Origin of the sequence: Collinsella sp. TF05-9AC (assembly GCF_003438495.1) — a bacterium.
In the GTDB taxonomy this organism is placed as follows: domain Bacteria; phylum Actinomycetota; class Coriobacteriia; order Coriobacteriales; family Coriobacteriaceae; genus Collinsella.
This window is the reverse complement of record NZ_QSSH01000016.1, coordinates 1-22,643: the sequence shown is the minus strand read 5'-3', so window position 1 is coordinate 22,643 and position 22,643 is coordinate 1. Positions and strand designations below refer to the sequence as shown.

Annotated in this window: 21 protein-coding genes; 12 read left to right on the top strand and 9 right to left on the bottom strand. The window is 62.1% G+C overall.

Annotation, left to right across the window (positions count from 1 at the left end; all coding sequences use genetic code 11):
* Positions 1-59: 59 nt before the first annotated feature.
* Genes DXC52_RS05825 through nadA form a run of 4 tightly spaced genes read right to left on the bottom strand, consistent with a single transcriptional unit; the run spans position 60 to position 3,927 of the window.
* The gene (locus tag DXC52_RS05825) at positions 60-605 is read right to left on the bottom strand and encodes a transcription repressor NadR (RefSeq protein ID WP_117746521.1); all 546 of its coding nucleotides are present in this window, start codon (positions 603-605) and stop codon (positions 60-62) included.
* Positions 605-1,465 carry a carboxylating nicotinate-nucleotide diphosphorylase gene (gene nadC, locus DXC52_RS05820; RefSeq protein ID WP_117746520.1) on the bottom strand — a complete coding sequence of 287 codons (861 nt, stop codon included), beginning with the start codon at positions 1,463-1,465 and terminating at the stop codon, positions 605-607. The genes DXC52_RS05825 and nadC overlap by 1 nt, the downstream gene beginning before the upstream one ends.
* Before the next feature lie 3 nt (positions 1,466-1,468).
* Positions 1,469-2,845: an L-aspartate oxidase gene (locus tag DXC52_RS05815; RefSeq protein WP_233504876.1), complete on the bottom strand. Its 1,377-nt coding sequence runs from the start codon at positions 2,843-2,845 to the stop codon at positions 1,469-1,471.
* A 56-nt stretch (positions 2,846-2,901) separates the two neighbouring features.
* Positions 2,902-3,927 (bottom strand): quinolinate synthase NadA, encoded by a 1,026-nt coding sequence (gene nadA, locus DXC52_RS05810; protein ID WP_117583639.1) that lies wholly within the window; start codon positions 3,925-3,927, stop codon positions 2,902-2,904.
* 292 nt (positions 3,928-4,219) lie between these two features.
* On the opposite strand from nadA, the gene DXC52_RS05805 reads away from it, so the two are divergent.
* Together DXC52_RS05805 and DXC52_RS05800 are read left to right on the top strand one after the other, a co-directional pair.
* A complete protein-coding gene (locus DXC52_RS05805; RefSeq protein WP_117746519.1) occupies positions 4,220-4,942 on the top strand; it encodes a LytTR family DNA-binding domain-containing protein in 723 nt (240 codons plus the stop codon).
* Entirely contained in the window at positions 4,942-6,219 is a 1,278-nt protein-coding gene (locus DXC52_RS05800) for a GHKL domain-containing protein (RefSeq protein WP_117746518.1), read from the top strand. Before DXC52_RS05805 ends, DXC52_RS05800 begins: the two co-directional genes overlap by 1 nt.
* Positions 6,220-6,283: 64 nt before the next feature.
* Here the strand turns inward: DXC52_RS05800 and DXC52_RS05795 are convergent, their stop codons facing one another.
* Positions 6,284-6,859, bottom strand: coding sequence for a hypothetical protein (locus DXC52_RS05795; RefSeq protein WP_117746517.1), 576 nt, complete (start codon positions 6,857-6,859; stop codon positions 6,284-6,286).
* 136 nt (positions 6,860-6,995) lie between these two features.
* On the opposite strand from DXC52_RS05795, the gene trxA reads away from it, so the two are divergent.
* The 8 genes from trxA (at position 6,996) to DXC52_RS05755 (ending at position 14,264) form a co-directional block, all read left to right on the top strand.
* The gene (trxA, locus tag DXC52_RS05790) at positions 6,996-7,316 is read left to right on the top strand and encodes a thioredoxin (RefSeq protein ID WP_117746516.1); all 321 of its coding nucleotides are present in this window, start codon (positions 6,996-6,998) and stop codon (positions 7,314-7,316) included.
* A gap of 221 nt (positions 7,317-7,537) precedes the next feature.
* Positions 7,538-7,786 carry a hypothetical protein gene (locus tag DXC52_RS05785; RefSeq protein ID WP_117746515.1) on the top strand — a complete coding sequence of 83 codons (249 nt, stop codon included), beginning with the start codon at positions 7,538-7,540 and terminating at the stop codon, positions 7,784-7,786.
* A gap of 1 nt (position 7,787) precedes the next feature.
* Positions 7,788-8,312 carry a nickel-responsive transcriptional regulator NikR gene (gene nikR / locus DXC52_RS05780; RefSeq protein ID WP_199409474.1) on the top strand — a complete coding sequence of 175 codons (525 nt, stop codon included), beginning with the start codon at positions 7,788-7,790 and terminating at the stop codon, positions 8,310-8,312.
* A 118-nt stretch (positions 8,313-8,430) separates the two neighbouring features.
* Positions 8,431-10,902, top strand: coding sequence for a carbamoyltransferase HypF (gene hypF / locus DXC52_RS05775; RefSeq protein WP_117746514.1), 2,472 nt, complete (start codon positions 8,431-8,433; stop codon positions 10,900-10,902).
* A 131-nt stretch (positions 10,903-11,033) separates the two neighbouring features.
* Positions 11,034-11,294, top strand: coding sequence for a HypC/HybG/HupF family hydrogenase formation chaperone (locus tag DXC52_RS05770; protein ID WP_117746513.1), 261 nt, complete (start codon positions 11,034-11,036; stop codon positions 11,292-11,294).
* Complete coding sequence (gene hypD, locus DXC52_RS05765) at positions 11,294-12,406, top strand: hydrogenase formation protein HypD (protein WP_117746512.1); 1,113 nt, start codon at positions 11,294-11,296, stop codon at positions 12,404-12,406. The genes DXC52_RS05770 and hypD overlap by 1 nt, the downstream gene beginning before the upstream one ends.
* A 29-nt stretch (positions 12,407-12,435) precedes the next feature.
* Positions 12,436-13,470, top strand: coding sequence for a hydrogenase expression/formation protein HypE (gene hypE, locus DXC52_RS05760; RefSeq protein ID WP_117746511.1), 1,035 nt, complete (start codon positions 12,436-12,438; stop codon positions 13,468-13,470).
* Between the two features lie 125 nt (positions 13,471-13,595).
* Positions 13,596-14,264: an HAD family hydrolase gene (locus DXC52_RS05755; protein WP_117746510.1), complete on the top strand. Its 669-nt coding sequence runs from the start codon at positions 13,596-13,598 to the stop codon at positions 14,262-14,264.
* 318 nt (positions 14,265-14,582) lie between these two features.
* Here the strand turns inward: DXC52_RS05755 and DXC52_RS05750 are convergent, their stop codons facing one another.
* From DXC52_RS05750 to DXC52_RS05735, 4 genes are all read right to left on the bottom strand, one after another.
* A complete protein-coding gene (locus DXC52_RS05750; RefSeq protein ID WP_117746509.1) occupies positions 14,583-15,137 on the bottom strand; it encodes a hypothetical protein in 555 nt (184 codons plus the stop codon).
* A gap of 235 nt (positions 15,138-15,372) precedes the next feature.
* Positions 15,373-15,909, bottom strand: coding sequence for a PTS glucose transporter subunit IIA (locus DXC52_RS05745; RefSeq protein WP_055310775.1), 537 nt, complete (start codon positions 15,907-15,909; stop codon positions 15,373-15,375).
* 267 nt (positions 15,910-16,176) lie between these two features.
* A complete protein-coding gene (locus DXC52_RS05740) occupies positions 16,177-17,625 on the bottom strand; it encodes a glycoside hydrolase family 1 protein (protein ID WP_117746508.1) in 1,449 nt (482 codons plus the stop codon).
* Positions 17,626-17,797: 172 nt separating this feature from the next.
* Positions 17,798-18,805 (bottom strand): helix-turn-helix domain-containing protein, encoded by a 1,008-nt coding sequence (locus DXC52_RS05735; protein WP_117746507.1) that lies wholly within the window; start codon positions 18,803-18,805, stop codon positions 17,798-17,800.
* Positions 18,806-18,921: 116 nt separating this feature from the next.
* On the opposite strand from DXC52_RS05735, the gene DXC52_RS05730 reads away from it, so the two are divergent.
* Both DXC52_RS05730 and DXC52_RS05725 read left to right on the top strand, forming a co-directional pair.
* On the top strand, positions 18,922-21,522 hold the full coding sequence (locus tag DXC52_RS05730; RefSeq protein WP_117746506.1) for a glycosyl hydrolase: 2,601 nt from the start codon (positions 18,922-18,924) through the stop codon (positions 21,520-21,522).
* Between the two features lie 42 nt (positions 21,523-21,564).
* Entirely contained in the window at positions 21,565-22,419 is an 855-nt protein-coding gene (locus DXC52_RS05725) for a MurR/RpiR family transcriptional regulator (RefSeq protein WP_117746505.1), read from the top strand.
* The last annotated feature ends 224 nt before the right edge of the window (positions 22,420-22,643 follow it).

The following is a 22,643-nucleotide window of genomic DNA, read 5'->3' as shown; positions in this document are numbered from 1 at the left end:
CGTGCACAAAAAGGAGGCCCCCGCATCGCCGCGGAGGCCTCCTTTTGCATTCGTCGTTACTAGGACAGGTCATCTTCGTAGGGCATCAGATCTGCCAGGTAGCCTTTCTCTTTGAGCATGGCCTCGATCTCGTCGAGGGTTTGCTCGTCTTCTGCCGCAATGCGGTGGAAGTGATAGCCGCTGGTTACCGTCAGCAGCGGAAAGCTCTTGCCGCTCTCGATATCGTGCAGGTAGCGCTCAACATCGCGACGATTGCGGATGTCCAGGTCGGCCGTGATCTTGCCGTACACGCGGTGATTGACGATCACGTTGAGCACGGCGCCGCCCGCGTCGACGATGCTCGTGAGCTCATCGCCCGCTTGCTCCACGCCGTGGCGAACCTTGACCAGACGCGTGGGCACAGCCGGGCTGCTCGCCGCCTCCTGTAGTACATAGCCGCGATTGGTGGCGACGATATCGTGCCCGTCGGCGCGCAGCAGGGCGATGTCCTGCACCACGACCTGACGGCTCACGCCCACCTCGCGGGCAAGCGCACTGCCCGAGACAGGATCTTTGGCGCTCTCGAGCACGGCCATGATGGCACGGCGACGCTCGCGGGCGTCCATTATTTACCGTCCAGCAGACGCAGGTGCTTGAGCGAGAGGTCGAGGATCGGCGCAGAATGCGTCAGCGCCCCCGAGCTGATAAAGTCAACGCCCAGGTCGGCAAGCGCGCGGATATTGCTGGCGTCCACATTGCCCGAGCACTCGGTCTTGGCGAGACCGGCGATAAGCTCGATAGCGGCGGCCATGTCGTCGTGGGTCATGTTGTCGAACATGATGATGTCGGCGCCGGCCTCCACGGCCTCGCGCACCATGTCCAGGTTCTCGCACTCGATCTCGACCGTCGTGGTAAACGATGCATGGGCGCGCGCCATCTCGATCGCACGCGTCACGCCACCGGCGGCGTCGATGTGGTTGTCCTTGAGCATAACGGCCGTCGACAGGTTGTAACGGTGATTGCTGCCGCCGCCGATCTCGACTGCGGCCTTCTCGAAGACGCGCATGCCCGGCGTGGTCTTGCGCGTGTCGACAAGCACGGTCTTGGTACCCTCGAGCGCCGCTGCCATGTTGTGTGTGTAGGTGGCGATGCCGCTCATGCGCTGCAGGTAGTTGAGCGCCACACGCTCGCCCGAAAGCAACACGCGTGCATCGCCGCGCACCTGGCCCACATGGTCGCCAGCGTGCACCTCGTCACCATCGGCAACATCAAACAGCACCGCGCTCTGCGAATCCAGCAGCTCAAAGGTGCGAGCGAACACGTCCAAGCCTGCGATGATGCCATCGGCTTTGGCGATGAGCTCCACCGTGGCGGGACGTGCCGTGGGGCAAACGCTCGCCGTGCTCACGTCCTCAAACGTAATGTCCTCGCGCAGAGCCTGCAGAATCAGATCATCGACGACGAGCTTCATGGTAATGGGATTCATGGTCTACTCCTCCACGGCCTGCGTGCCGGCGGCACGGGCCAAATCATCGATTGCCAGGGCATCGGCGCTCAGGGCGCGATGACGGCCATCGAGCGCGGGATCGCCCGCCTGCTCCACGGCCAGCGACTCGCCGGTACGCATGTACCACGCGGCGCGACGACCCCAGACTAGGGACTCGAGCAGACTGTTGGAAGCCAGGCGATTCTTGCCGTGAACGCCGTTACAGGCCGTCTCGCCCGCGGCGTAGAGCTCGGGCATCGAGGTGCGGCCGTCCTTATCGACCCATACGCCGCCCATAAAGTAGTGCTGCGTGGGCGTAACGGGGATGGGCTCGTCCAAGATGTCGCGGCCGTCCTCCAGGCAGCGCGCGCGAATGTTGGCAAAGTGCCCGGTCACCACATCGCGCTCGACGGGGGCAAAACTCAGCCACTCGTGCTCGGTGCCATCCTGCTTCATCTGCTCGCGAATGGCGGCAGCGACCACATCGCGCGGCTGAAGCTCGTCGGTAAAGCGCTCGCCGGCGGCGTTGAGCAAAATCGCGCCCTCGCCGCGGCAGCTCTCGCTGATCAGGAAGGTGCGGCCCGGCTGCGGCGAGAACAGTCCCGTGGGGTGAATCTGCACGTAGTCCAGGTGCTCCATCTTAATGCCATGCTCCTGAGCGATGTAGCAGGCGTCACCCGTGAGCTGCGGGTAGTTGGTCGAGTGGTCGTATACGCCCCCGATGCCGCCCGTCGCCCACAGCGTGTGGCGGGCATGGATCTTAAACGGCTCGCCGGCATGCACGCCCTCGGCGGCATTTGCCAGTTCGTCGGCGGGACGAACCGAGTTGTCCTCGTCCACGGAAACGACGACGACACCGGCACACACCGTGGCCCCATCGCGCACGGCCGTCAGGATGTCGGTCATGGCCACGTGCTCCAAAATCTGCACGTTATCCAGCTTGCGAACGGCTTGGAGCAGCTTGGTCGTGATCTCCTTGCCCGTAATGTCGGCATGGAAGGCAATGCGGGGGCGGCTGTGCGCACCCTCGCGGGTAAAGTCGAGGCTGCCGTCGGCCTTGCGCTCAAAGTCCACGCCCATCGCTAGCAGGTCGTTGATGACCGAGCGGCTCGAGCGAATCATGATGTCGACGCTCTCGCGGCGGTTCTCGTAGTGGCCGGCGTGCATGGTGTCCTCAAAGAAGGCATCGTAGTCCGAGCCCTCGGGCAACACGCAGATGCCGCCCTGCGCGAGCATCGAATCGCACTCGTCGACAGCGCCCTTGGAGAGCATGATCACGCGCGTGCTCGTCGGCAGATTGAGAGCCGCGTACAAGCCAGCTACGCCGCAGCCGGCAATAACGACGTCGCACTCCATGTCGGGGTATTGTTTGGTTTCCACAGGAATCCTCTCCCTTGTAATGTGGCATAAGGGACTGCCCCTCATGTCACATCGTTCTAACGCGCCGCGTACTCGAGCATGCGGTCGAGCGTGAGTTTGGCCTGGTCGGCAGCCTCGTCCGACACGCCGATCTGCACCTCGCCCTCGCCCGTCTCCAGGCAGCGCACGAGCTTTTCGAGCGTGATGAGGTCCATGTTGACGCAGGTGGGCTGCACCGCGGGGAAATAGAACTTCTTGCCGGTGCCCTGGCAGCGGCGCTCGAGCTCGTAGAGCACGCCGCGGACCGTCACGATAATGAACTCGCTCGCGTCGGACTCCTCGGCATACTTGATGATGCCGGCGGTGGAGCCGATGTAGTCGGCCTCGGCCAGAACGTCGGCCTTGCACTCGGGATGCGCCAGCACGAGCGCGTCGGGGTGGGCCTCCGTCGCGTCAACGATCTGCTCGACGGTGATGATGTGGTGGCGCGGGCAGTAGCCGTTGTTGAGGATGACGTGCTTTTGGGGCACCTGCTCGGCCACAAAGCGGCCCAGGTTTTGGTCGGGAATGAACAAGATGTGCTGCTGCGGCAGCTCGGAGACAATCTTGACGGCGTTAGAGCTGGTAACGCACACGTCGCTCCAGCTCTTGATCTCGACCGTGGAGTTGACGTAGCACACCACGGCCAGGTCGTCGCCGTACTCGGCGCGGGCAGCGTCGACCGTCTCGCGCTTGACCATATGAGCCATGGGACAGTCCGCGCCCGGCTCGGGCAGCAGCACGGTCTTAGTGGGATTGAGCAGCTTGGCGCTCTCGCCCATAAACTCCACGCCGCACAGCACGATAGTCTGCTGCGGCAGGCTCTTGGCGAGCTTTGCCAGGTAGAAGCTGTCGCCGACGTAATCAGCCACGGCCTGCACCTCGGGCGCCACGTAATAGTGCGCCAGGATCACCGCGTCACGTTGGGTTTTTAGCTGCTGAATGGCCTCGACGAGCTCTGCGGGCACCAGTGCCGCGCGCTCCGTTGCCGTCGTTGCCGATGCTAGGCCGGCCGCGATATCGCGTGCAAGCTCCGACGCATCCATGTTCGCGCTCTGTGCCATCAAGGCCCCTCTCTTTTGGCGAATCTTGGGGCTTTAGTATGACACCTAGGTTTACAGCTGACAAGACAGCTGTAAACCTAGGTGTAAAGTTGAAATAAAGATTCAATCTTGGGTCGGGTCCATTTTCGAACTGGCAAGCTGAGGATAGCTGAGCTCTCGATGGCGCAGGAGGCATCTTTCGCCACCGCAACACCGCTTGGCGCGAGCTGCACGCCGTGGGGCGCAAACGGACCGCACCCCCGCAAGCGGCGCGTGCCCGATGTGGCAAAATCGAACTACTTAAGGGGGCCGAATGCTCAAGATTATTGCCTGCGACGATGATGTCGCTTTTCTAGATAGACTGCACCGGATGATCGACCGTTGGTCGACCGAGACGGGCACGGCGGTCGATGTTGCGCTCGTCACGCGCGGCGAGGACCTGCTGGCCCGCCATGCCGCATCGCGCGCCGACATCATTCTGCTCGACATGATCATGCCGCTCGTCAACGGCATGGACACCGCACGCGAACTGCGCCAGGCCGACACCGCCGTGCGCCTGGTGTTCCTCACCTCGTCGCCCGAGTTCGCGCTGGAATCCTACGAGGTCCGCGCCTTCGACTATCTGCTCAAACCCGTGACTTACGAACGCCTGGCGCGATTACTCGACGAGCTTTCGAGCATGCGCCCGGCGGCAACCGACGAGCTCGTGATCAAAACTTCCTTTGGCTACCACGCCTTGCGCCTGTCCGACATCGAATATGCCGAGGCGCGCAACAAGCACGTGGTCTTCCACCTGCGCGACGGACGCGATATCGAGGCACTCGAGTCGTTCCGCAGCGTCGAGGACCGCTTGGAGCAAAACGCGGTCTTCTTTAAATGCCACCGCAGCTACCAGGTCAACCTGCGCAATATCGATCACTTTGACCGCACGGACATCGTCATGCGCTCGGGCGCGTGCATCCCGCTTTCGCGCAGCTGCAAGCAGGGATTCCAAGACGCCTACTTTGCGGTGCGCTTTGAGGGCGGGAGGCGCTGATGGTCTCCTCGGTCGAAATGATCCTTTGGGCAATCCACCACGCCACGACGCTGCTCTTTGGCGTCTTTGCCTCGGCGGCGCTGTGCGGTGTCGAGATCAACCGGCGTCATGCGCTTGAACTGGTGCTGGTCAGCGTCGTGACCGGCGCTGCCTTTTCGATCGCCAATGCCGTCGGCGGCGAGCTTTTCGCCCGCCAGGTATATCCGCTCGTCGTGCATTTGCCGCTCGTCATCTATTTGTGCGCGCGCTACCGCCTGAGCCCGCTGCTTGCCGTGCTCGGCATTACGAGTGCCTATCTGAGCTGCCAGTTCAGCAATTGGATGGGCATCGCCGCATTTGCCGCAACCGATTCTCAGATCGCGTACTATCTGGCGCGCATCGCGACCACACTCGCCGTCTTTGCCGTCCTGTTGCATTGGGCCGGCGACATCGGTCCGCGCTTGGCGATTAAAAGCACCACCGAGCTGGGCATCCTTTTAATCCTGCCGCTCGTCTATTACGTCTTTGACTATGCCACCAACGTCTACACCACGCTGTTCCACTCGGGCTCGGTGGTGACGGTTGAGTTTTTGGCATTTGCGCTCTGTGCCTTCTATCTTATGTTTCTTGCCGTTTACCTGCGCGAATACGAAGAAAAGGAAACCGCCGAGCGAGAGCGCTGGATGCTCGAAACCCGCGACAGCGCCGCCATCAAAGAGCTCGAGGCTTGGCGTCAATCTGGGCGCGAGCTGTCGATTCTGCGCCACGACATGCGCCACTTCCTACGCGGCCTGGCCGCTTTAATTGAGGAGGGCCACACCGACGAGGCGCTCGATCGCATCGACGAACTCTGCGAAGCCGGCGACCGCACCGCCGTACGCCGCTTCTGCGCCAACGAGACCGTAAACATCGCGCTTTCGTCATTTAACTCGGATATCAATAGAAACGGCATTACCGCCAACCTGCGCGCCGCCGTACCCGAAACCATCCACGTAGGTGACGCCGACCTGTTTAGCGTGCTCTCAAATGCCTTGGAAAACGCTATCACCGCCGCAAGCGCCGCACCCCAAGGAAAGCGATTCGTCGACTTTGACCTGCGATTAGAGGACGGCCAGCTGCTGCTGTTAGTTTCCAACACGTTTGACCGCACGCCGCGCATGGTCGACGGCATGCCCGTAGCCGGGCACACCGGACACGGCTTTGGAACCAAGAGCATTAAGCTTGCCGTCGAACGCATGAACGGCAACTGCCAGTTCCGCATTAACGGCGATCGGTTTGAGCTGCGCGCTGTGATGTAGAAGTGCGGCGCCGATCTCGAGGCGTGCCTTGCCCGCCAGGCAATCGCTCGCCGGCGCCAATCCGCTACAGCGGAGCGACCGCCGGAGTCAGCTGCTTGATGTAGGCCCACATGCGCTGCTTAGCGGCCTTGTCGGTGAGTGCCGCCTCAAAGCCGTCGAGCGCGAGCACGCGGCGGCCCTGCACATGGGCGACCAGGCCGGGCTTGAGCATAGCGGTATCGAAGTCGTCGATTGCCACAAGCATGTCGGCATAGGTCTCGCGCATGGTATCGGCCGCGCGATCGTCCAGCAGCAGAACCGCCTCGGGGTCCAAAGCCTCAAGCGCCTCACGGAACAGCTCGCACGGCAGAGTCTCGCCCACCGCGACCGCTCCGTCACCCACGCCGGCGACGCTTGCCAGCACGCAAAAATCCTCGGGCGCGTAGCCGATGGCCCCAAGCGCCTTGCGCAACGCCGCGCCATCCGGGCCGGCGGCAAGCTCGCCACCCGAACGCTCGGCCTCGTCCAAATCGCCTTTGACCAGCACGATCGGCGAGCACGCGTTGCCCGCGATACGCACGCCACGAACCGCAAGCGATGTGAGCTCCTGCTCGGCCGCCTGGGCGATGGCTTCTTTTTTCTGGCTTTGTGACGTGGACATGCGCTCTCCAATCGTTTGCGTGCCCACCATTATATAAAAGAGCCGCCTGCGAGTGGTTGCTTTGCGGGCGGCTGGGTATAAGCACGGTCGTACTGAGTTTTACGCGGCTGAGCCGCGTCACATTATGGAGGTCACCATGGCTGACATTAAGCAGATTACCCCCGAGAACTTCGACGCCACCGTCAACGGCAGCCTTCCCGTGCTGGTCGATTTTTGGGCTCCCTGGTGTGGGCCCTGCCGTTCGCTGTCGCCCATCGTTGACGAGGTTGCCGATGAGCTGGCGGGCAAGCTTGCCGTCGCCAAATGCAACGTCGACGACAACCAGGACCTGGCCATGAAGTATGGCGTCATGAGCATCCCCACGCTGATTGTGTTTAAGAACGGCGAGGAGATTGACCGCTCGGTTGGCGCTCTGCCCAAGGCGAGGCTGCAGGCGCTGCTGGAGAAGCATCTGTAATACGCTTGTTACTTACCCGCCGTCCATGAGCGCTTTTGCACCGCTCGCCGGACTGCCGGGCGCGGCGCGGACGACCACGGATAGTATGGTAGTTACAAACAGCCCCCAGTGAACGGGTGCGAGTCACACAGACTCGCACCCGTTTTCTTATGCAGCTGCGCACAGAGCGGGCGTAGTAAAATCTGAACCACTGAACTGCCCCATACAAAAGGAGATTTTCCATGCATGATGTTGGAATGAACATGAGCCAGCTTGCCATGAGCGTCAAGCAGGTCGACGACACCATCGAGCTCGCTCACGAGTGGAGCCATCAGCTGCTGCATGCGACCGAGAACTTTGACATGGAGCGTATTGGCGCCAAGCTCGAGGCCGCCATGGCTGCGCTGCACGAGGCGCATGACGCGCTCGAGGGCTACGAGGACGCCATCGAGGCCGACCATAACTCCGTCGGCTCCGTGAAGCTGGTGTAGCGTGACCGAGCACGAGCACGAGCACGAGCACGGCTGCGACCACAAGCACGAGCATCCGCACGGTCCGGCCGACCAGGCGAGCTGCCGTTGCACCGGCTCCAGCTCCGAGCTGGTCCGCTTTTCGGTGACCGCGCCCGACGATCTGCTGCGCCGCTTTGACGAGCAGATCGCACGCCGCGGTGACGTGGCCAACCGCTCCGAGGCCGTACGCGACCTGATTCGCGCCTCGATCGCGAAGGAGCAGATGCGCACGCCCGACGAGCAGGTCATCGGTTCACTCACCATGATCTATGACCACCATACCGGCGATCTGACGCGCCGCCTGGACGAGGTACAGCACGACTACACCGACGAGATCGTCTCAACCATGCATGTGCATCTGGATCACCACAACTGCTTGGAGATTCTGGCGCTCAAGGGTCGCGGCGAGCGCGTCTACGAGCTGGCCGACCGCCTGCTGGGGCTGCGCGGCGTTAAGCACGGCGAGCTCACGTGTGCCGCCACCGGACAAAGCCTAGGACTGTAGCGGGATTTCCCGCAGCGCACCTGCCAAAAAGGGACAGGTTTGTTTTGGCAGGTTTAGATGTTTTACCTACCAAAATAAACCTGTCCCTTTTTGGTCGGTTTTGATGAGGGAGAGCCGCATGCGGCATGTGCATATTCATGTGACGGGCATTGTGCAGGGCGTTGGCATGCGGCCGTTTGTGTATCGCGAGGCCATGGCGCATGGCATCTGCGGCTGGGTGCTCAACGCAGGCGACGGCGTGCATGTCGAGGCGCATGCCTCGGGTGCGGCCGTCGACGGCTTTGTCGCCGCGCTGTCGGAGCACGCACCCGCGGCTGCCCGCGTGGAGCGCGTCGACGTTGCGGATTTGGAGCCCGGCACTTGGGATGCTGCCAATGAACAGGGCTTTCGCATTGTGGCGTCACAGGACCAGACTGCGCATACGACGCTCGTCTCGCCCGATATCGCCACCTGCGACGACTGCCTGCGCGAACTGTTCGATCCCGCCGACCGACGCTATCACTACCCCTTTATCAACTGCACCAACTGCGGCCCGCGCTTTACCATCATCCGCTCGCTGCCTTATGACCGAGCGGCCACCTCTATGGATCGCTTTCCCATGTGCCCCGAATGCGCCGCGGAGTATGCCGACCCACTTGACCGGCGCTTTCATGCGCAGCCCGATGCCTGCTTTGACTGCGGGCCGCATATTACCTGGCGCGAGGCTGTAAACGGCAATGCGTGCGGGAATTCGTCCGCGACACCGACCGTCGGCACCACACGCGAGGCCAGCGACGCTATCATCGAGCGCTGCGTTGAGCTGCTGGCCAGCGGTGGCATCGTCGCCATCAAGGGCCTGGGCGGATTCCACCTGGCCTGCGATGCTGCCAACGAACAAGCGGTGCGCGAGCTGCGCCGTCGCAAGCGTCGCAGCAACAAGCCACTTGCCGTCATGGTTCGCAGTCTTGCCGATGCCGGGCGCCTGTGTCATATCGACGATGCTGAACGCGATCTGCTCGCTGGCAGTATCCGCCCCATTGTGCTGCTGCGCCGGCGCACTGTTGGCGAGGGCAACGGCGGTTCCCCCGACATCCTCGCTCTCGCGCCATCTGTCGCGCACGACCTTCCTGAGCTCGGCGTCATGCTCCCCTATACGCCGCTTCAACATCTGTTGCTTGCCGCGGCAGAAGCCTGCGGTATGCACGCGCTCGTCATGACCAGCGGAAACCTGAGCGAAGAACCCATCGAGACCGACGACGACCTTGCCTGGGAGCACCTCGTTGCCGCCGGCATCGCCGACGCGCTGCTCGGTAACGACCGCGCAATCCTCTCGCGCTACGACGACTCTGTAATGCGCGCGGCGAACGGCACCGTTATGCCCGTTCGCCGCGCTCGCGGATATGCACCCCAGCCGCTGCCGTTGCCGGCGCTCGACGGCGCTCCGTCCTGCGTGCTCGCCTGCGGGCCACAACAAAAGGCCACGATTGCGCTCACGCGTGAAGGGACGAACGGCAAGGCGACCTGTTTTGTGTCGCAGCATATCGGCGATGTTGAAAACGGCGGGACCTTCGATGCCTGGAACGCCGCGCGCACGCGCTTGGAAGATCTCTTTGACTTGGCGCCCGCCGCCTTGGCCTGCGATGTGCACCCCAGCTATCTATCGAGCCAGTGGGCGCGCGAGCAGACGCGAAAATGCAATCTGCCGCTCGTCGAGGTGCAGCACCATCATGCGCATATCGCGAGCGTAATGGCCGAGGCCATCGCCGCGGGCCAGCTTACAACCGACGCGCGCGTCCTTGGCATCGCCTTTGACGGCACCGGCGCCGGCACCGATGGGACCATTTGGGGCGGCGAGTTTCTTGTTGCCAGCCTTGGCGGCTTTGAGCGCGCCGCGCATTTGCGCACCTGGGCGCTCCCCGGTGGGGCGGCCTCCGTGCGCGACGCCCGCCGCAACGCCTTTGCCCTGCTCAGTGAGCTCGGCCTGCTCGAGCACCCAGGTGCCGCTCGGCTTTTGGACAGCCTCGACGAGCAAACGCGCAGCGTGACAGCCACCATGATCGAGCGCGGCATCAACAGCCCGCGTACCAGCAGCATGGGGCGTCTCTTTGATGCCGCGGCAGCAATTCTGGGCATCTGCGACAAGGCAACCTACGAGGGCGAACCCGCCATCGAGCTTGAGGCTGCCGCCTGGCGCGCGCTCGACAACGAAATCGCCCATTTTCCCGACAACAACGCCGGCTATTTCGCATCTGGCCCATCGTGGCTGGACGGCCCCTATTTTCTGGACCAGAAAGCACTCTTTGAGGCACTTTTGGGAGGAATTGAAGCCGGAGCGCCCGCCGACAGGCTCGCACTCGATTTCCATGTCTCCGTCGCGCGCTCCTCGGCGCGCATCGCCAGCGATATCTGCGTGCACGAGGGCATCGACACCGTCGCGCTCTCGGGCGGCGTCTTCATGAACCGACTTCTGCTTCAGCTCCTCGCCCGCGAGCTCAAAAGCGCAGGCCTTACTGTCCTTGTCCCCCACACCGTACCCGTCAATGACGGCTGCATCGCCTACGGTCAGGCGACAGTCGCAAGCGCTCGTCTTGCGCAGGTTGCATCGCAGTAGGCTGTTCGGCCAGCCCGCAAGCCGCCGTCTCACAGGTGTAGCGCGTTTGCCCGCAGCGCCCGCGAGCGCTACCATCAACTGATGGATTATTGAGCGCCCGTCCAGCGCAAAGCGTATAAAAGGGGAACATTATGTGCCTTGCCGTTCCCGGTAAAGTAATCAAACGCGACGGCGACCTAAAGGCGACCGTCGACATGATGGGGATCGAGCGTCCGGTATCGTTGAGGCTCGTGCCGACGGCGCAGGTGGGAGACTATGTTCTCGTGCATGCCGGCTTTGGTATCCAGATTGTTGACGAGCAGGAAGCTCAAGAGACGCTCGATCTGGTCAACACCATGACTGAGCTGGTCGAAGAGGACCAGCTGGCCACCAACCCGGCCGAGGCATACTAGTGGCGGCGGCTCAGCCGGTTCACTCCGGTATCGACTTTTCGGCATTTCGCGACCCCAAGCTGGCCCGGGAGCTCATCGATCGCATTCATGAGCTTGTCGGCGACCGCACCATCAACCTTATGGAAGTCTGCGGCACGCATACCGTGAGCATCGGCCGCTATGGTTTTCGTTCCATTATGCCGGCGGGGCTCAAGCTGCTGAGCGGCCCGGGCTGCCCTGTCTGCGTCACTGCCAACCGCGATATCGACCACGCAATCGCACTCGCCAAGATGGACGGCGTCATCATCACCACGTTTGGCGACATGATGCGCGTGCCCGGATCGTCTACCTCGCTTGCCGCGCAAAAGGCAGCCGGACGCGACATCCGCATCGTCTATTCCCCGCTCGATGCGCTCGATATTGCCGAGCACAACCCCGATCGCCCGGTCATCTTTATGGGCGTGGGCTTTGAGACCACGACGCCTACCATCGCTGCCGCAATCCTGGAAGCAGATGCGCGCGGACTTCAGAACTTCTCGGTCTACTGCGCTCATAAAACCACGCCACCGGCGCTGCGTGCGATCGCCAACGACCCCGAGACGACCATCGACGGCTTTATCCTGCCGGGTCACGTCGCCACCATCACGGGCGTGGCGCCATTTGGCTTTTTGGTCGATGAGTTTAGGACCCCGGGCGTGGTTACCGGGTTTGAGCCGGTCGATATCTTGCAGGGCATTTGCATGCTGGTCCAAATGGTTATTGAGGGACGGCCCGAGATCGACAACGCCTACCGCCGCGGCGTCAATGCGGACGGCAACCCCGTGGCGCGCCAGCTGGTCGAGCAGGTATTTGAGCCGTGCGACACCACGTGGCGCGGGCTGGGACCGATTCCCGCCTCGGGCCTTTCCATCCGGCCCGAGTTCGCGCGCTTTGATGCCGGTGCCCGCTATGACGTGCCGATTGAACCGACGGTCGAGCCGCGCGGATGTCGCTGCGGCGACGTGCTGCGCGGGGCTATTACACCCAGCGACTGCCCGTTGTTCGGCCACGCGTGCACGCCCGAGCATCCCGTCGGCCCGTGCATGGTGAGCTCCGAAGGCAGCTGCGCGGCACATTATCGTTATCATGACTAGCCCAAACACCCTCGATTGGAGTTTTCGATATGTCCCATAGCGTCACCGATAGCACTGTCCTGCTGGGCCACGGCTCCGGCGGGCAGATGATGAAGCGCATTATCGACGAGGTCTTTCTGGATGCCTTTGGGTCGCCCGAGCTGCTCGAAGGCAACGATGCCGGTGTCGCCGCCCTGCCCGCGAGCGGGCACATCGCCATGTCGACCGACAGCTTTGTGGTGACGCCGCAGTTCTTTCCCGGCGGCAATATCGGCAGGCTCGCCGTGTGCGGAACCGTCAACGACGTCGCGACCTCGGGCGCCAACGTGCGCTACCTTTCGTGCGGCTTTATCCTCGAAGAGGGCTATCCCATGGATAAACTGCGTCAGATTGTGCAGACCATGGCCGAGACGGCGCGCGAGGCAGGCGTCAAAATCATCACCGGCGACACCAAGGTGGTCGAGCGCGGCGGGGCCGACGGCGTCTACATCAACACCGCCGGCGTGGGCGAGGTTCCTACGGGCGTGACGCTCAGCGGCGCCAACTGCCAGCCCGGCGACGTCATCCTGGTCTCGGGCACGCTAGGCGACCACGGTATCGCCATCATGAGCCAGCGCGAGGGCCTGGCGTTCTCGAGCAGCATCGAGAGCGACGCCGCGCCGCTCAACCACCTGATTGCCGACGTGCTGGCCGCCGCCCCCGACACGCGCTGCTTCCGCGACCCCACGCGCGGAGGCCTGGCCTCCACGCTCAACGAGTTTGCGCAGGCCAGCGGCGTTGCCATGGAGATTGACGAGGACGCCGTACCCGTGCGCCCCGACGTGCAGGCCGCCTGCGAGATGCTCGGCTACGACGTGCTGCAGGTTGCCAACGAGGGCAAGATGGTCGCCGTGGTGCCGGCTGAGCAGGCCGATGCCGCGCTAGCAGCCATGCGTGCCGCCCGCTACGGCGAGAACGCCGCCATCATCGGTCGCGTGCTGCCGGTCGCCGAAGGTGCTCGTCCCGCCGTGCGTGTGCGCACCGGCTGGGGCTCGACGCGTATCCTCGACATGCTCGTGGGAGAGCAGCTGCCCAGGATCTGCTAACGGCAAGGGCTTGCGTTGGCGTGATGCGCCCCGATGCCGTTAAAGATGTTCAGATTCCAAACGCGCCCGACACGCAAGCCCAGTATCATGGGGTGCGCTTTACAACTCAAACGGCAGGAGCACCCATGGCAGCAGCCTATTCCCATGTGATTTTTGATCTGGACGGCACCATCCTCAATACGCTCGAGGACCTGGCGGCAGCCGGCAACCATACCTGCGAGATGCACGGCTGGCCCACGTTTGCCGTGGACGAGTACCGCTACAAGGTGGGAAACGGCATGCTCAAGCTGGTCGAGCGCTTTATGCCCGCCGAGTACGCGGGCGATGGCCGAATGTTTGAGCAGACGCTTGCCGAGTTTAGGGCTTATTACGGCGAGCACAAGGAGGACCACACCGCGCCCTATGCCGGCACGGTCGAGATGCTCGACCGTCTGCGCGCCGCGGGCGTTGAGCTTGCCGTGCTCACCAACAAGGACCATATTTCGGCGGCTCCGCTTATCGAAAAGTACTTTGGCCCCGATCGTTTTGCGCTGGTGCAGGGTCGTGTCGACGCGTTTCCACCCAAGCCCGAGGCTCCCGTCACGCTGCATGTAATGGAGGAGCTGGGCGCCGACCCGGCGACCACGCTCTACGTTGGCGATTCGAATGTCGATGTTCTGACCGGCCACAATGCCGGCCTTAAGAGCGCCGGCGTCACCTGGGGCTTCCGCGGCCGAGCAGAGCTCGAAGCCGCCGGCGCCGACTACGTAGTGGACACCCAGGACGAACTCGCCGCGCTGATCTTGGGCGAGTAGCGAGCCGCCCACCAATAAGTTGCGGTGAAATAGGGACTGATTACCGGCCTACTGCCCCCCAAACAGTCCCTATTTCACCGCAACTTAGATGGGCACGGGGCAGCTAATTTGGAACGGGGCTCTTTTAGCTGCCCCTCAACAATGGCAACACCGCGGGTAGAGGACGGACAGCGAGCGGACACCAGAGCGAACAAATTGGCATGAAAAGAGGGCGGCATAGACCTTCTGGTCATGCCGCCCTCTTTGAATGACAAGTTGTCGCTCTGGTGTCCGCGCAGCGTCGAGCCGTTACGCGGTTCGTAGAACCGCGTAACTCCCCTAGCTCAGCATCGCATCCATCATCTCGGAGTTGACGGAGTCGTCAGCAGACCACTCGCCGTCGTCGTTGCAGGTGTACTTGAAGATAACCGTGGTCTTCCTGGGCTCGGTGGCCTTGGTCACATCGACCATCACCTGGCCGGCCATCTTGTACAGCTCGTCATCGGAAGGAACCGTGTCAAGCGCAGCGACCTTCTCCTGATACTGGGTGGAGAAGTCCTCGACGATCTTGTTCATGGACTTGCAGGTGATGGAGACCTCGGCGGTTGCAACGCCCTTGTCCTCGTCGACCGTCACGTCGCCGATCTCGTAATCAAAGCCCTCGAGATAGGTCTTGGCATACTCCTTGGGATCGATGCCCAGCTGCTCGAACTCGTCGCCCGAAGCCTCTTCCAGACCAGAGAGGAAATCGTCGCCACCGTTTTTGACCTCATCGAACTGAGTCGTAAGGTCCTCGGTGATGAGTTCTTCGATCGAAGGGCCTCCGCAGCCGGAAAGCACGACCACGCATGCAACCAAAACGGCCATGAGGGGCGCAAGCAGCTTCTTTTTCATGTTGTTCCTCCCAATGAGCGGCACCGTGCTTCCCAGACACGGCACACGTTGTGATAGTAAGCACATACTATCCACTTATGAACACCCTCGGCAGCACGAAGGCGCGGTCGGTTCGTTTTAACGTCCGAACGGTCTGCGAGTCCGCTCAGCATGCAATAAAACGCATCCGTACCGTGCAATAAAAAAGGGTGGCCGGATAATCCGACCACCCTTAGACATTATGCGATGCCGCGATTTACTTGCGGACAACCTTGACGATGGCGTCGCCGGCGGCGACAGCGGAATCAGCCTCGACGGCGAGCTCAACATCGGCAAACTCGGCGGTGTTGGACACGGCCACGACGACGCAGTCCTTGTAACCGGCAGCAGCGATCTTGGCGCGATCGATCTTGAGCATGGGCTGACCGGCCTTCACAACATCGTCGGCCTTGACGAAGCCCTCGAAGCCGTCGCCGTTCATGTTGACGGTATCGACGCCAACGTGCACCAGGACCTCGATGCCGCTATCGGACTGCAGGCCCACGGCGTGACCCATAGTGACGGTCACCTTGCCGTCGCAGGGAGCATAGACCAGATCGTCCTCGGGCCACACGGCGCAGCCCTTGCCCAGAACCTCGCCACCAAAGACGGGATCGGGCACGTCGGCCATCTTGATGACCTTGCCCTTGACGGGCGAGCACAGCACGTCGGCGCCGGCAGAAGCAGAGATGGAGGCCGGAGCAGCGGCAGCCGCGGGCTCAGCCTTCTTCTTGAACATGTCAAACAGACCCATACGTTTTCTCCTCTTGATTAAGCGCAACGTAGTGCGCATGCCTATGGTGATTATAGTGCCAATTGGACCAAAAACTAAGGTGGGGAGTCGAATCGAAAACTCTGCCGACGTCTTTGTCCATCGGCGCCCGTTTTGTTGATTAACCCTCGATGAGCCCTAGGTGCACGAAGGCGTTCCAGATGCCGTCGTCGTCGACATTCGTGGTCACGAAATCGGCCGCCGGTCCGGCGTTCGTCAGAACGCCGGAACTCAATCGCCGGAACTCAATTACTCCAAGCCCTCAGCGCCGTTGGACTTGATAATCTTCTGGTATGCGAAGAAGCTGTCCTTGCGGCGGCGCTCGTAGGTGCCGGTGCCGTCGTCGTACTTATCGACGTGGATGAAGCCGTAGCGCTTGCGCATCTCGCCGGTGCCGGCGGACACCAGGTCGATGGGGCCCCACCAGGTGTAGGCGATCAGGTCAACACCATCGGCGACGGCCTCGCCCATGGCCTTGATGTGGCTCTGCAGATAGGCGATGCGGTACGGATCGTGAATGGAGCCGTCCTCCTCGACCTCGTCGTAAGCGCCCATGCCGTTCTCGACCACCATCAGCGGAATCTCGTAGCGGGCGTAGATCTCGTTGAGGGCGATACGCAGGCCCAGCGGGTCGATCTGCCAACCCCAGTCGGTGGACTCCAGGTAGGGGTTCTTGCCGCCAAAGGTCATGTTGCCCTCGGTCATCTCGTGGTCCTTGTGCGTGCCCACGGTGCCGGACATGTAGTAGCTAAAGGTGTAGAAGTCGACCTTGCCGTCGGCGATATCCTGCAGGTCGCCGTCCTCCATAGCGAGCTCGACGTCGTTCTCGGCCCAGAAGCGCTTGGCGTAGAACGGGTACTTGCCGCGCACCTGCACGTCGGAACAGTACCAGTTCATGGAGTTCATCTGCTGCTGCGTGGCGAACACGTCGACCGGATCGCACGTGGCGGCGTAGGAGAGGATGAAGCCGTCCATGTTGCCCATCTTGAACTGCGGGTAGTGCTCGTGAGCGTAGCGCACGACGCGGCCGCTGGCGACAAACTGATGATGCAGAGCCTGATAGCGCTGCTGAGCGGTGGTCTTGATGGCGCTTGCCGGGCCCTCGAAGCCCTGGATCAGGCCGGTCTCCATCATGGCGCCCATGTCCATGGTGCCGCAGTTGATCTCGTTAAAGGTGAGCCAGAACTTGACCTTGTTCTGATAGCGGTCGAAGACGGTCTGGCAGTACTTCTCAAAGAAGCCGATGAGCTCACGGCTCGCCCAGCCGTTGTACTTCTCGACCAGGTGATAGGGCATCTCGTAGTGTGAAAGCGTCACGAGCGGCTCAATGTTGTGGGCGCGCAGGCAATCGAAGACGCGGTCGTAGAAGGCGAGGCCGGCCTCGTTGGGGTGCGCATCGTCGCCGTTGGGGAAGATGCGGCTCCAGGAGATGGACATGCGGAACATGTTGAAGCCCATCTCGGCGAACAGCGCGATATCCTCCTCGTAGTGATGGTAGAAATCGATGCCGTCATGGTTGGGGTAGAAGCGGTTGGGGTCGATGTCGATCGTGATCTGACGCGGCTCCTTGTAGCTGCCGCCCAGGAAGTGGTCGTCGACGGAAGCGCCGCGGCCGTCCACGTTCCAAGCGCCCTCAAACTGGTTGGCGGCAGTGGCGCCGCCCCAATAGAAACCCTCGGGGAACTTGATGTTTGCCATGAGCATCTCCTTTGCATCGTGGGTCGATAAGCCGAGTATCGCCCACGCGGGAGACATGCGGAGGCGGGGGCGCCAAACCCGATACTTCTTTTCGCAGCGGCACCCCGCCGCCTGCCCGCCCCTGACACTTCCTGACACCTGCCAAAAAGGGACAGGTTTATTTTGGTCGGTTTTATCTGGGAAAACGCTGACGATAGGCAGCCGGCGTGCAGCCATAGCGCTCGGCAAACTTTTTGTAGAAGAAGCTCATGTTGGCATAACCCGCCTCGTGCGCTGCGACCTCCGCGGTGGCGCCGGCGTCGAGCAGTGTCGCTGCGCGTGCCAGGCGGCTCTCCTGCACCAGCTGCATGAATGTGCGGCCCGTCTGACGCTTGAGCAGGGCGCTCGCGTAGTTGGGGCTCAGGTGCAGGTGGCGGGCGAGGTCATCGAGGGTGCAGTCGCAGACGTTGCGCTCGATGAAGCCCATGGCAGCCGCGACCTGCGCCGATGGCAGCGCGGGCACGTCTGCTTGCAACAGCGTCGCCTCGTAACTTTGCATGAGCTCAACCAGCAGCAGCTCAAACAGCCTCGAGACAATCTGGGGGCTCGCGGCGGTGGGATCCAAGCGCTCGCAGAGCATCTCCTGCATGTAGCGGCGCACGCGACGGCTGCCGCCCGTGTGGAAATGAACGTGGCCGCGGTGGTCGGTTTCATCGTTGAGGGCGTTGAGCAGGAACCGCGAGACCGCGCTTGTGGGCGAAAGGCTTTGCTCCAGGCTACGGCTGAGCATTGGTCGCGAGATGATAACGCTCAGCATAATGTCGTGCTCGCCGAGCTCGCCTACGGCATGCGGACAGGCGGCATCGAGCAGGAGGACCTCGTTTTGAGCAAGCGCGAGCGCCGCACCATTGACGATTTGCGGCGCTCGTCCTCGATAGACATAGCTGATTTCGACATAATCGTGCACGTGTTCCGGCACAGGATTGAAGCGCGAGTTGCGAACAATCGATAGACCCTCGGGCATGCCTTCTTGGTGCAGAGCGAACGTTGGGTTGCCAATTTTACGAATGTATCGACCATCAATATCTGCCTGATTACCTTGAACGAGTGCATCGCTCCAGTCGTAATGGGCGCCCGCGCGATAGGCGCGTTCACTGTCGGTCAGCTCGAGTAGCAGGTTATCCAAGCGCGTGAGCTCCATAGTGCTCCCATCGTTGATTTGGTCATATTCTGCCGTGGTTTTGATATTAGCAGGGCGGCGCGCTCGGCGTACTCTGACTTCAATGGATTTGAAAGGCTGGTTTTGGAGGAGCGTATATGGCGGCGTATTTTGAGCAGGTGCTTGGCGGCACCTACGACAACCATGTGCTTCCGTTCCTGTGGCTCAAGGGCGAGGCACACGAGACGATTACCGAGTATTTGGAGCAGATCGCCGGGGCGGACATCCGCGAGGTTTGCCTGGAATCGCGCACGCATCCCGATTTCTGTCGCGACGGCTGGTGGTCTGACCTGCGCTTTATCATCGGCGAGTGCAAGCGCCTGGGGTTAAAGATCTGGCTGCTCGACGACGCCCACTTCCCCACAGGCTATGCCAACGGCGCGCTTGCGGGCGATGGCGTCGACCCCGCGCTCAAGAAGACCGTGCTCAAGCATCGCACGATTACGGTTGTTGGTCCCCAACCGTCCACGACTATCAAGCTCGGCAATCTCATGGACCCCACCGAGCGCTTTGTGGGCGTGGCGGCTTTTGATGCCGCTGGTGCGCCGCTCGACCTTGCGCTCGCTGTTGAGCAAGGAGACGATGGAACGCCCGCCCGCTTGCGTTTTGACGCCCCCACCGGCGTCACTACGATCGAGCTGTACGCCACCAGCCAAAAGACCGGCTTTCGCGATGAGTACATCAACATGGTCGACGCCGCCTCGTGCCACGCGCTCATCGACGCCGTCTACGAGCCCACGTTTGAGCATCTGAGCGACGAGTTTGGCAAAACGATCTTGGGCTTTTTCACCGATGAGCCCGGCTTTATGAACGAGAAGGGCACCACGCTCGACGATGCTTCTACCAGCAGCTTTATCGGGCGAGGCGACCTAGCGCTGCCGTGGTCGGACGAGCTTGCCCGCCGCCTGCACGATGCGCTTGGCGAGAATTGGCTTGCCAAGTTGCACGGCCTTTGGACGCGCGAGGCAAACGGCGCTCAGGTTCGCCACGCCTATATGGACCTTGCCACGCAGCTCTACCGCGCGTGCTTTGACGAGCAGATTGGCGATTGGTGCCGCGCGCACGGCGTCATGCACATTGGCCACGTGATCGAGGACAAGAGTTGCCACACGCGCCTGGGTCAGGGCGCTGGGCACTACTTCCGCGCGGTCGCAGGACAGGACATGGCCGGTGTCGACGTGGTCATCAACCAGCTTGCCCCCGGAATTGACCGCGGGCGCTACAGCTACTTCCACGGCGCATGGAACATGGAGTTCTTTACGTACGCGCTTGCCAAGCTGGGCTCTTCGGCCGCGCGCCTCGACCCTAAAAAGCAGGGGCGCTGCATGGCCGAGGTCTTTGGCGCCTTTGGCTGGCACGAGGGCCTGCGCGAGATGAAATGGATTGCCGACCATATGCTCGTCCGCGGTATTAACTGGTTTACGCCGCACGCGTTTAGCATGGCGCCCTTCCCCGATTGGGACTGCCCGCCGCACTTTTACGCGCACGGCAACAACCCGCAATGGCCGCACTTTGGCCAGCTCATGCGCTATATGAATCGCATGTCTTCGCTGCTTTCGGGAGGCTGCGCCGCTCACCCCGTCGCCATCTTGTACCATGCCGATGCCGAATGGGCCGGCGACGCCATGCCCATCGAGCGCGTGGCGGCCGAGCTCACGCGCGCACAGATCGACTTTGACTTTGTGCCGGCCGAGGCTTTTGAGGATGAGGGGCGTTACGAGGTTTCGATTGCCGATGGAATGCTGGCTGTTAACGGCTGTCGCTACCAGGCGTTTGTCATGCCAGGCGCCTCGTTTATTGGCGCGGCTACAGCGGAAGAGGTGAGGCGCATGATGGCCGCGGGTGTCACGGTGCTCGCTGCTGACGAAGTGCCCGGCGCTCTTTATGACGCGGATGGCGCAGCCGATCTGGACGGGCTTACGGCAACGCCACTTGCCGATGTGGCGGACGCGCTGGCAGACGCGGGGCTGCAGACCGTTGTGACCGATAGGCCACAGCCCTGGCTGCGCGCACTTCGCTACAAGCGTGCGGGCGAGACCTATGTGATGCTAGTCAACGAGCATCCGCGTGAAAGTATTTGCTGTACGGTTGCACTTGCTCGAGGCGAGCGCCTTTGCGGCACGCGCCTCGACCTGCTGAACGGCACCGAACCCGTTGCGTTTGATGGCGCGTTGGAGCTGGCGCCCTTCGAGAGCTGCGTTGTTGTTCTGGGAACGGGCGACGAGGTCGGACTCGATGACGGGGCGAACACGAATGCGGATGATGCGGTTTGCCTTAGCATCGACGGACCGTGGACCGTTGCCCTCTCCCCTGCCGGCAGCGATGGAACCTTTGGCGAGCCGCAAAAGCTCGAGCGCCTGTGCGATCTCACGGCCGAGCAGTTCCCCGGCACCTGCGGCACATTCCGCTATCGCACGTCGTTCGAGCTGGCCGACAACCTCGCCCACACCGTCATTGACCTGGGAGACGTCTACGAAGTCGCGACGCTCACACTCGACGGACAAACGCTCGGCACGCGCATCTGCCCGCCCTACCGCTTTGCCACCAGCACACTTGTCGCCGGCGTGCACGAGCTCACCATCGACGTCATCAACACGCTCGACCATGCGATTCCCGACATTTTCGCCCTCACCGAGCCCATTGCCCCCAGCGGCATCCTTGGCCCCGTTGTCCTTCGCGGGCAAAACCTGCCAAAATAAACCTGTCCCTTTTTGGCAGGTTTGGCGAGTGCGGGAGTTCGAATGGATATCAAACGCAAGATTACCGAGGCGCAGGGCCTAACCCCTACCGAGCAGCAGCTCGGAATCTCGGCCCTTGCCATGGGCGAGGACATCCGCGGACTCTCCATTAAGGAGTTTGCCGCCCGCGCCAATGTTTCGGTCGCGAGCGTGCACCGTTTTTGCAAAAAGCTCGGCCTCGAGGGCTTTAAGGACCTCAAGGTCGAGCTTATCCGCCTGGCGACCGAAGCAGGCAACCGCCGCGACGTGGACATCAACTTTCCCTTCGATGCCACGTCCACGCCCGCGCAGGTCATGGAACGCATGGAAGGGCTCTACCAGACCACGTTGGCCGAGACGCAGGAGCTGCTCGACCCCGCACAGCTCGACCACGCCACCAAACTGATCGCGAAGGCACGGCAGGTCGACATCTACACCGGCTCGCACAACCTCTATCCAGCGGGGATGTTCCGCGACCGCTTGCTTTCGTCCGGCAAGAGCGCCACATGCTACAGCAGCACCGAGGCCCAGGTGCGCACGGCGCTCGCCTCGGATTCCGGCAATGTGGCGATCGTAATCTCCTACAGCGGCCTTGCGCCCAACCTCAAGGAAATCTTGCCGATCCTCAGCAGCCGACATGTTCCCGTCATTGTCATCGGCACACCTTATTGTGCGCGCCTGCACCCCGGCTTTGCCGCCTACCTCACGGTGAGCGACCACGAGAGCATGACGCACCGCATCACGCAGTTCGCCAGCCACATCGCCGTGCAATACGTGCTCGATTCGCTCTACAGCAGCTACTTTGCCAAAGACTACGCCCGCTGCGCCGAGTTCCTAGAGCGCTCGTTCCCCTACACCCGCCTGCCAGGACTCAAGTAGCAACAAGCGTGGATTTTCGGACACTTATCAAATGAGCGTGGATAATCTCCCACTTTGAGCCCCCACACAGGCCAAAAACGGGAGATTATCCACGCTCATTCTGGATGGTACATTTTCCTCCGTCCCCAAGGGATCCAAGCACCAGCTAAGACAACGCCGATGTCTTGGCACCGACAGACACTATGACCCAATCCGAGGGCACGGAAACGACAGGAGCCCCCGCT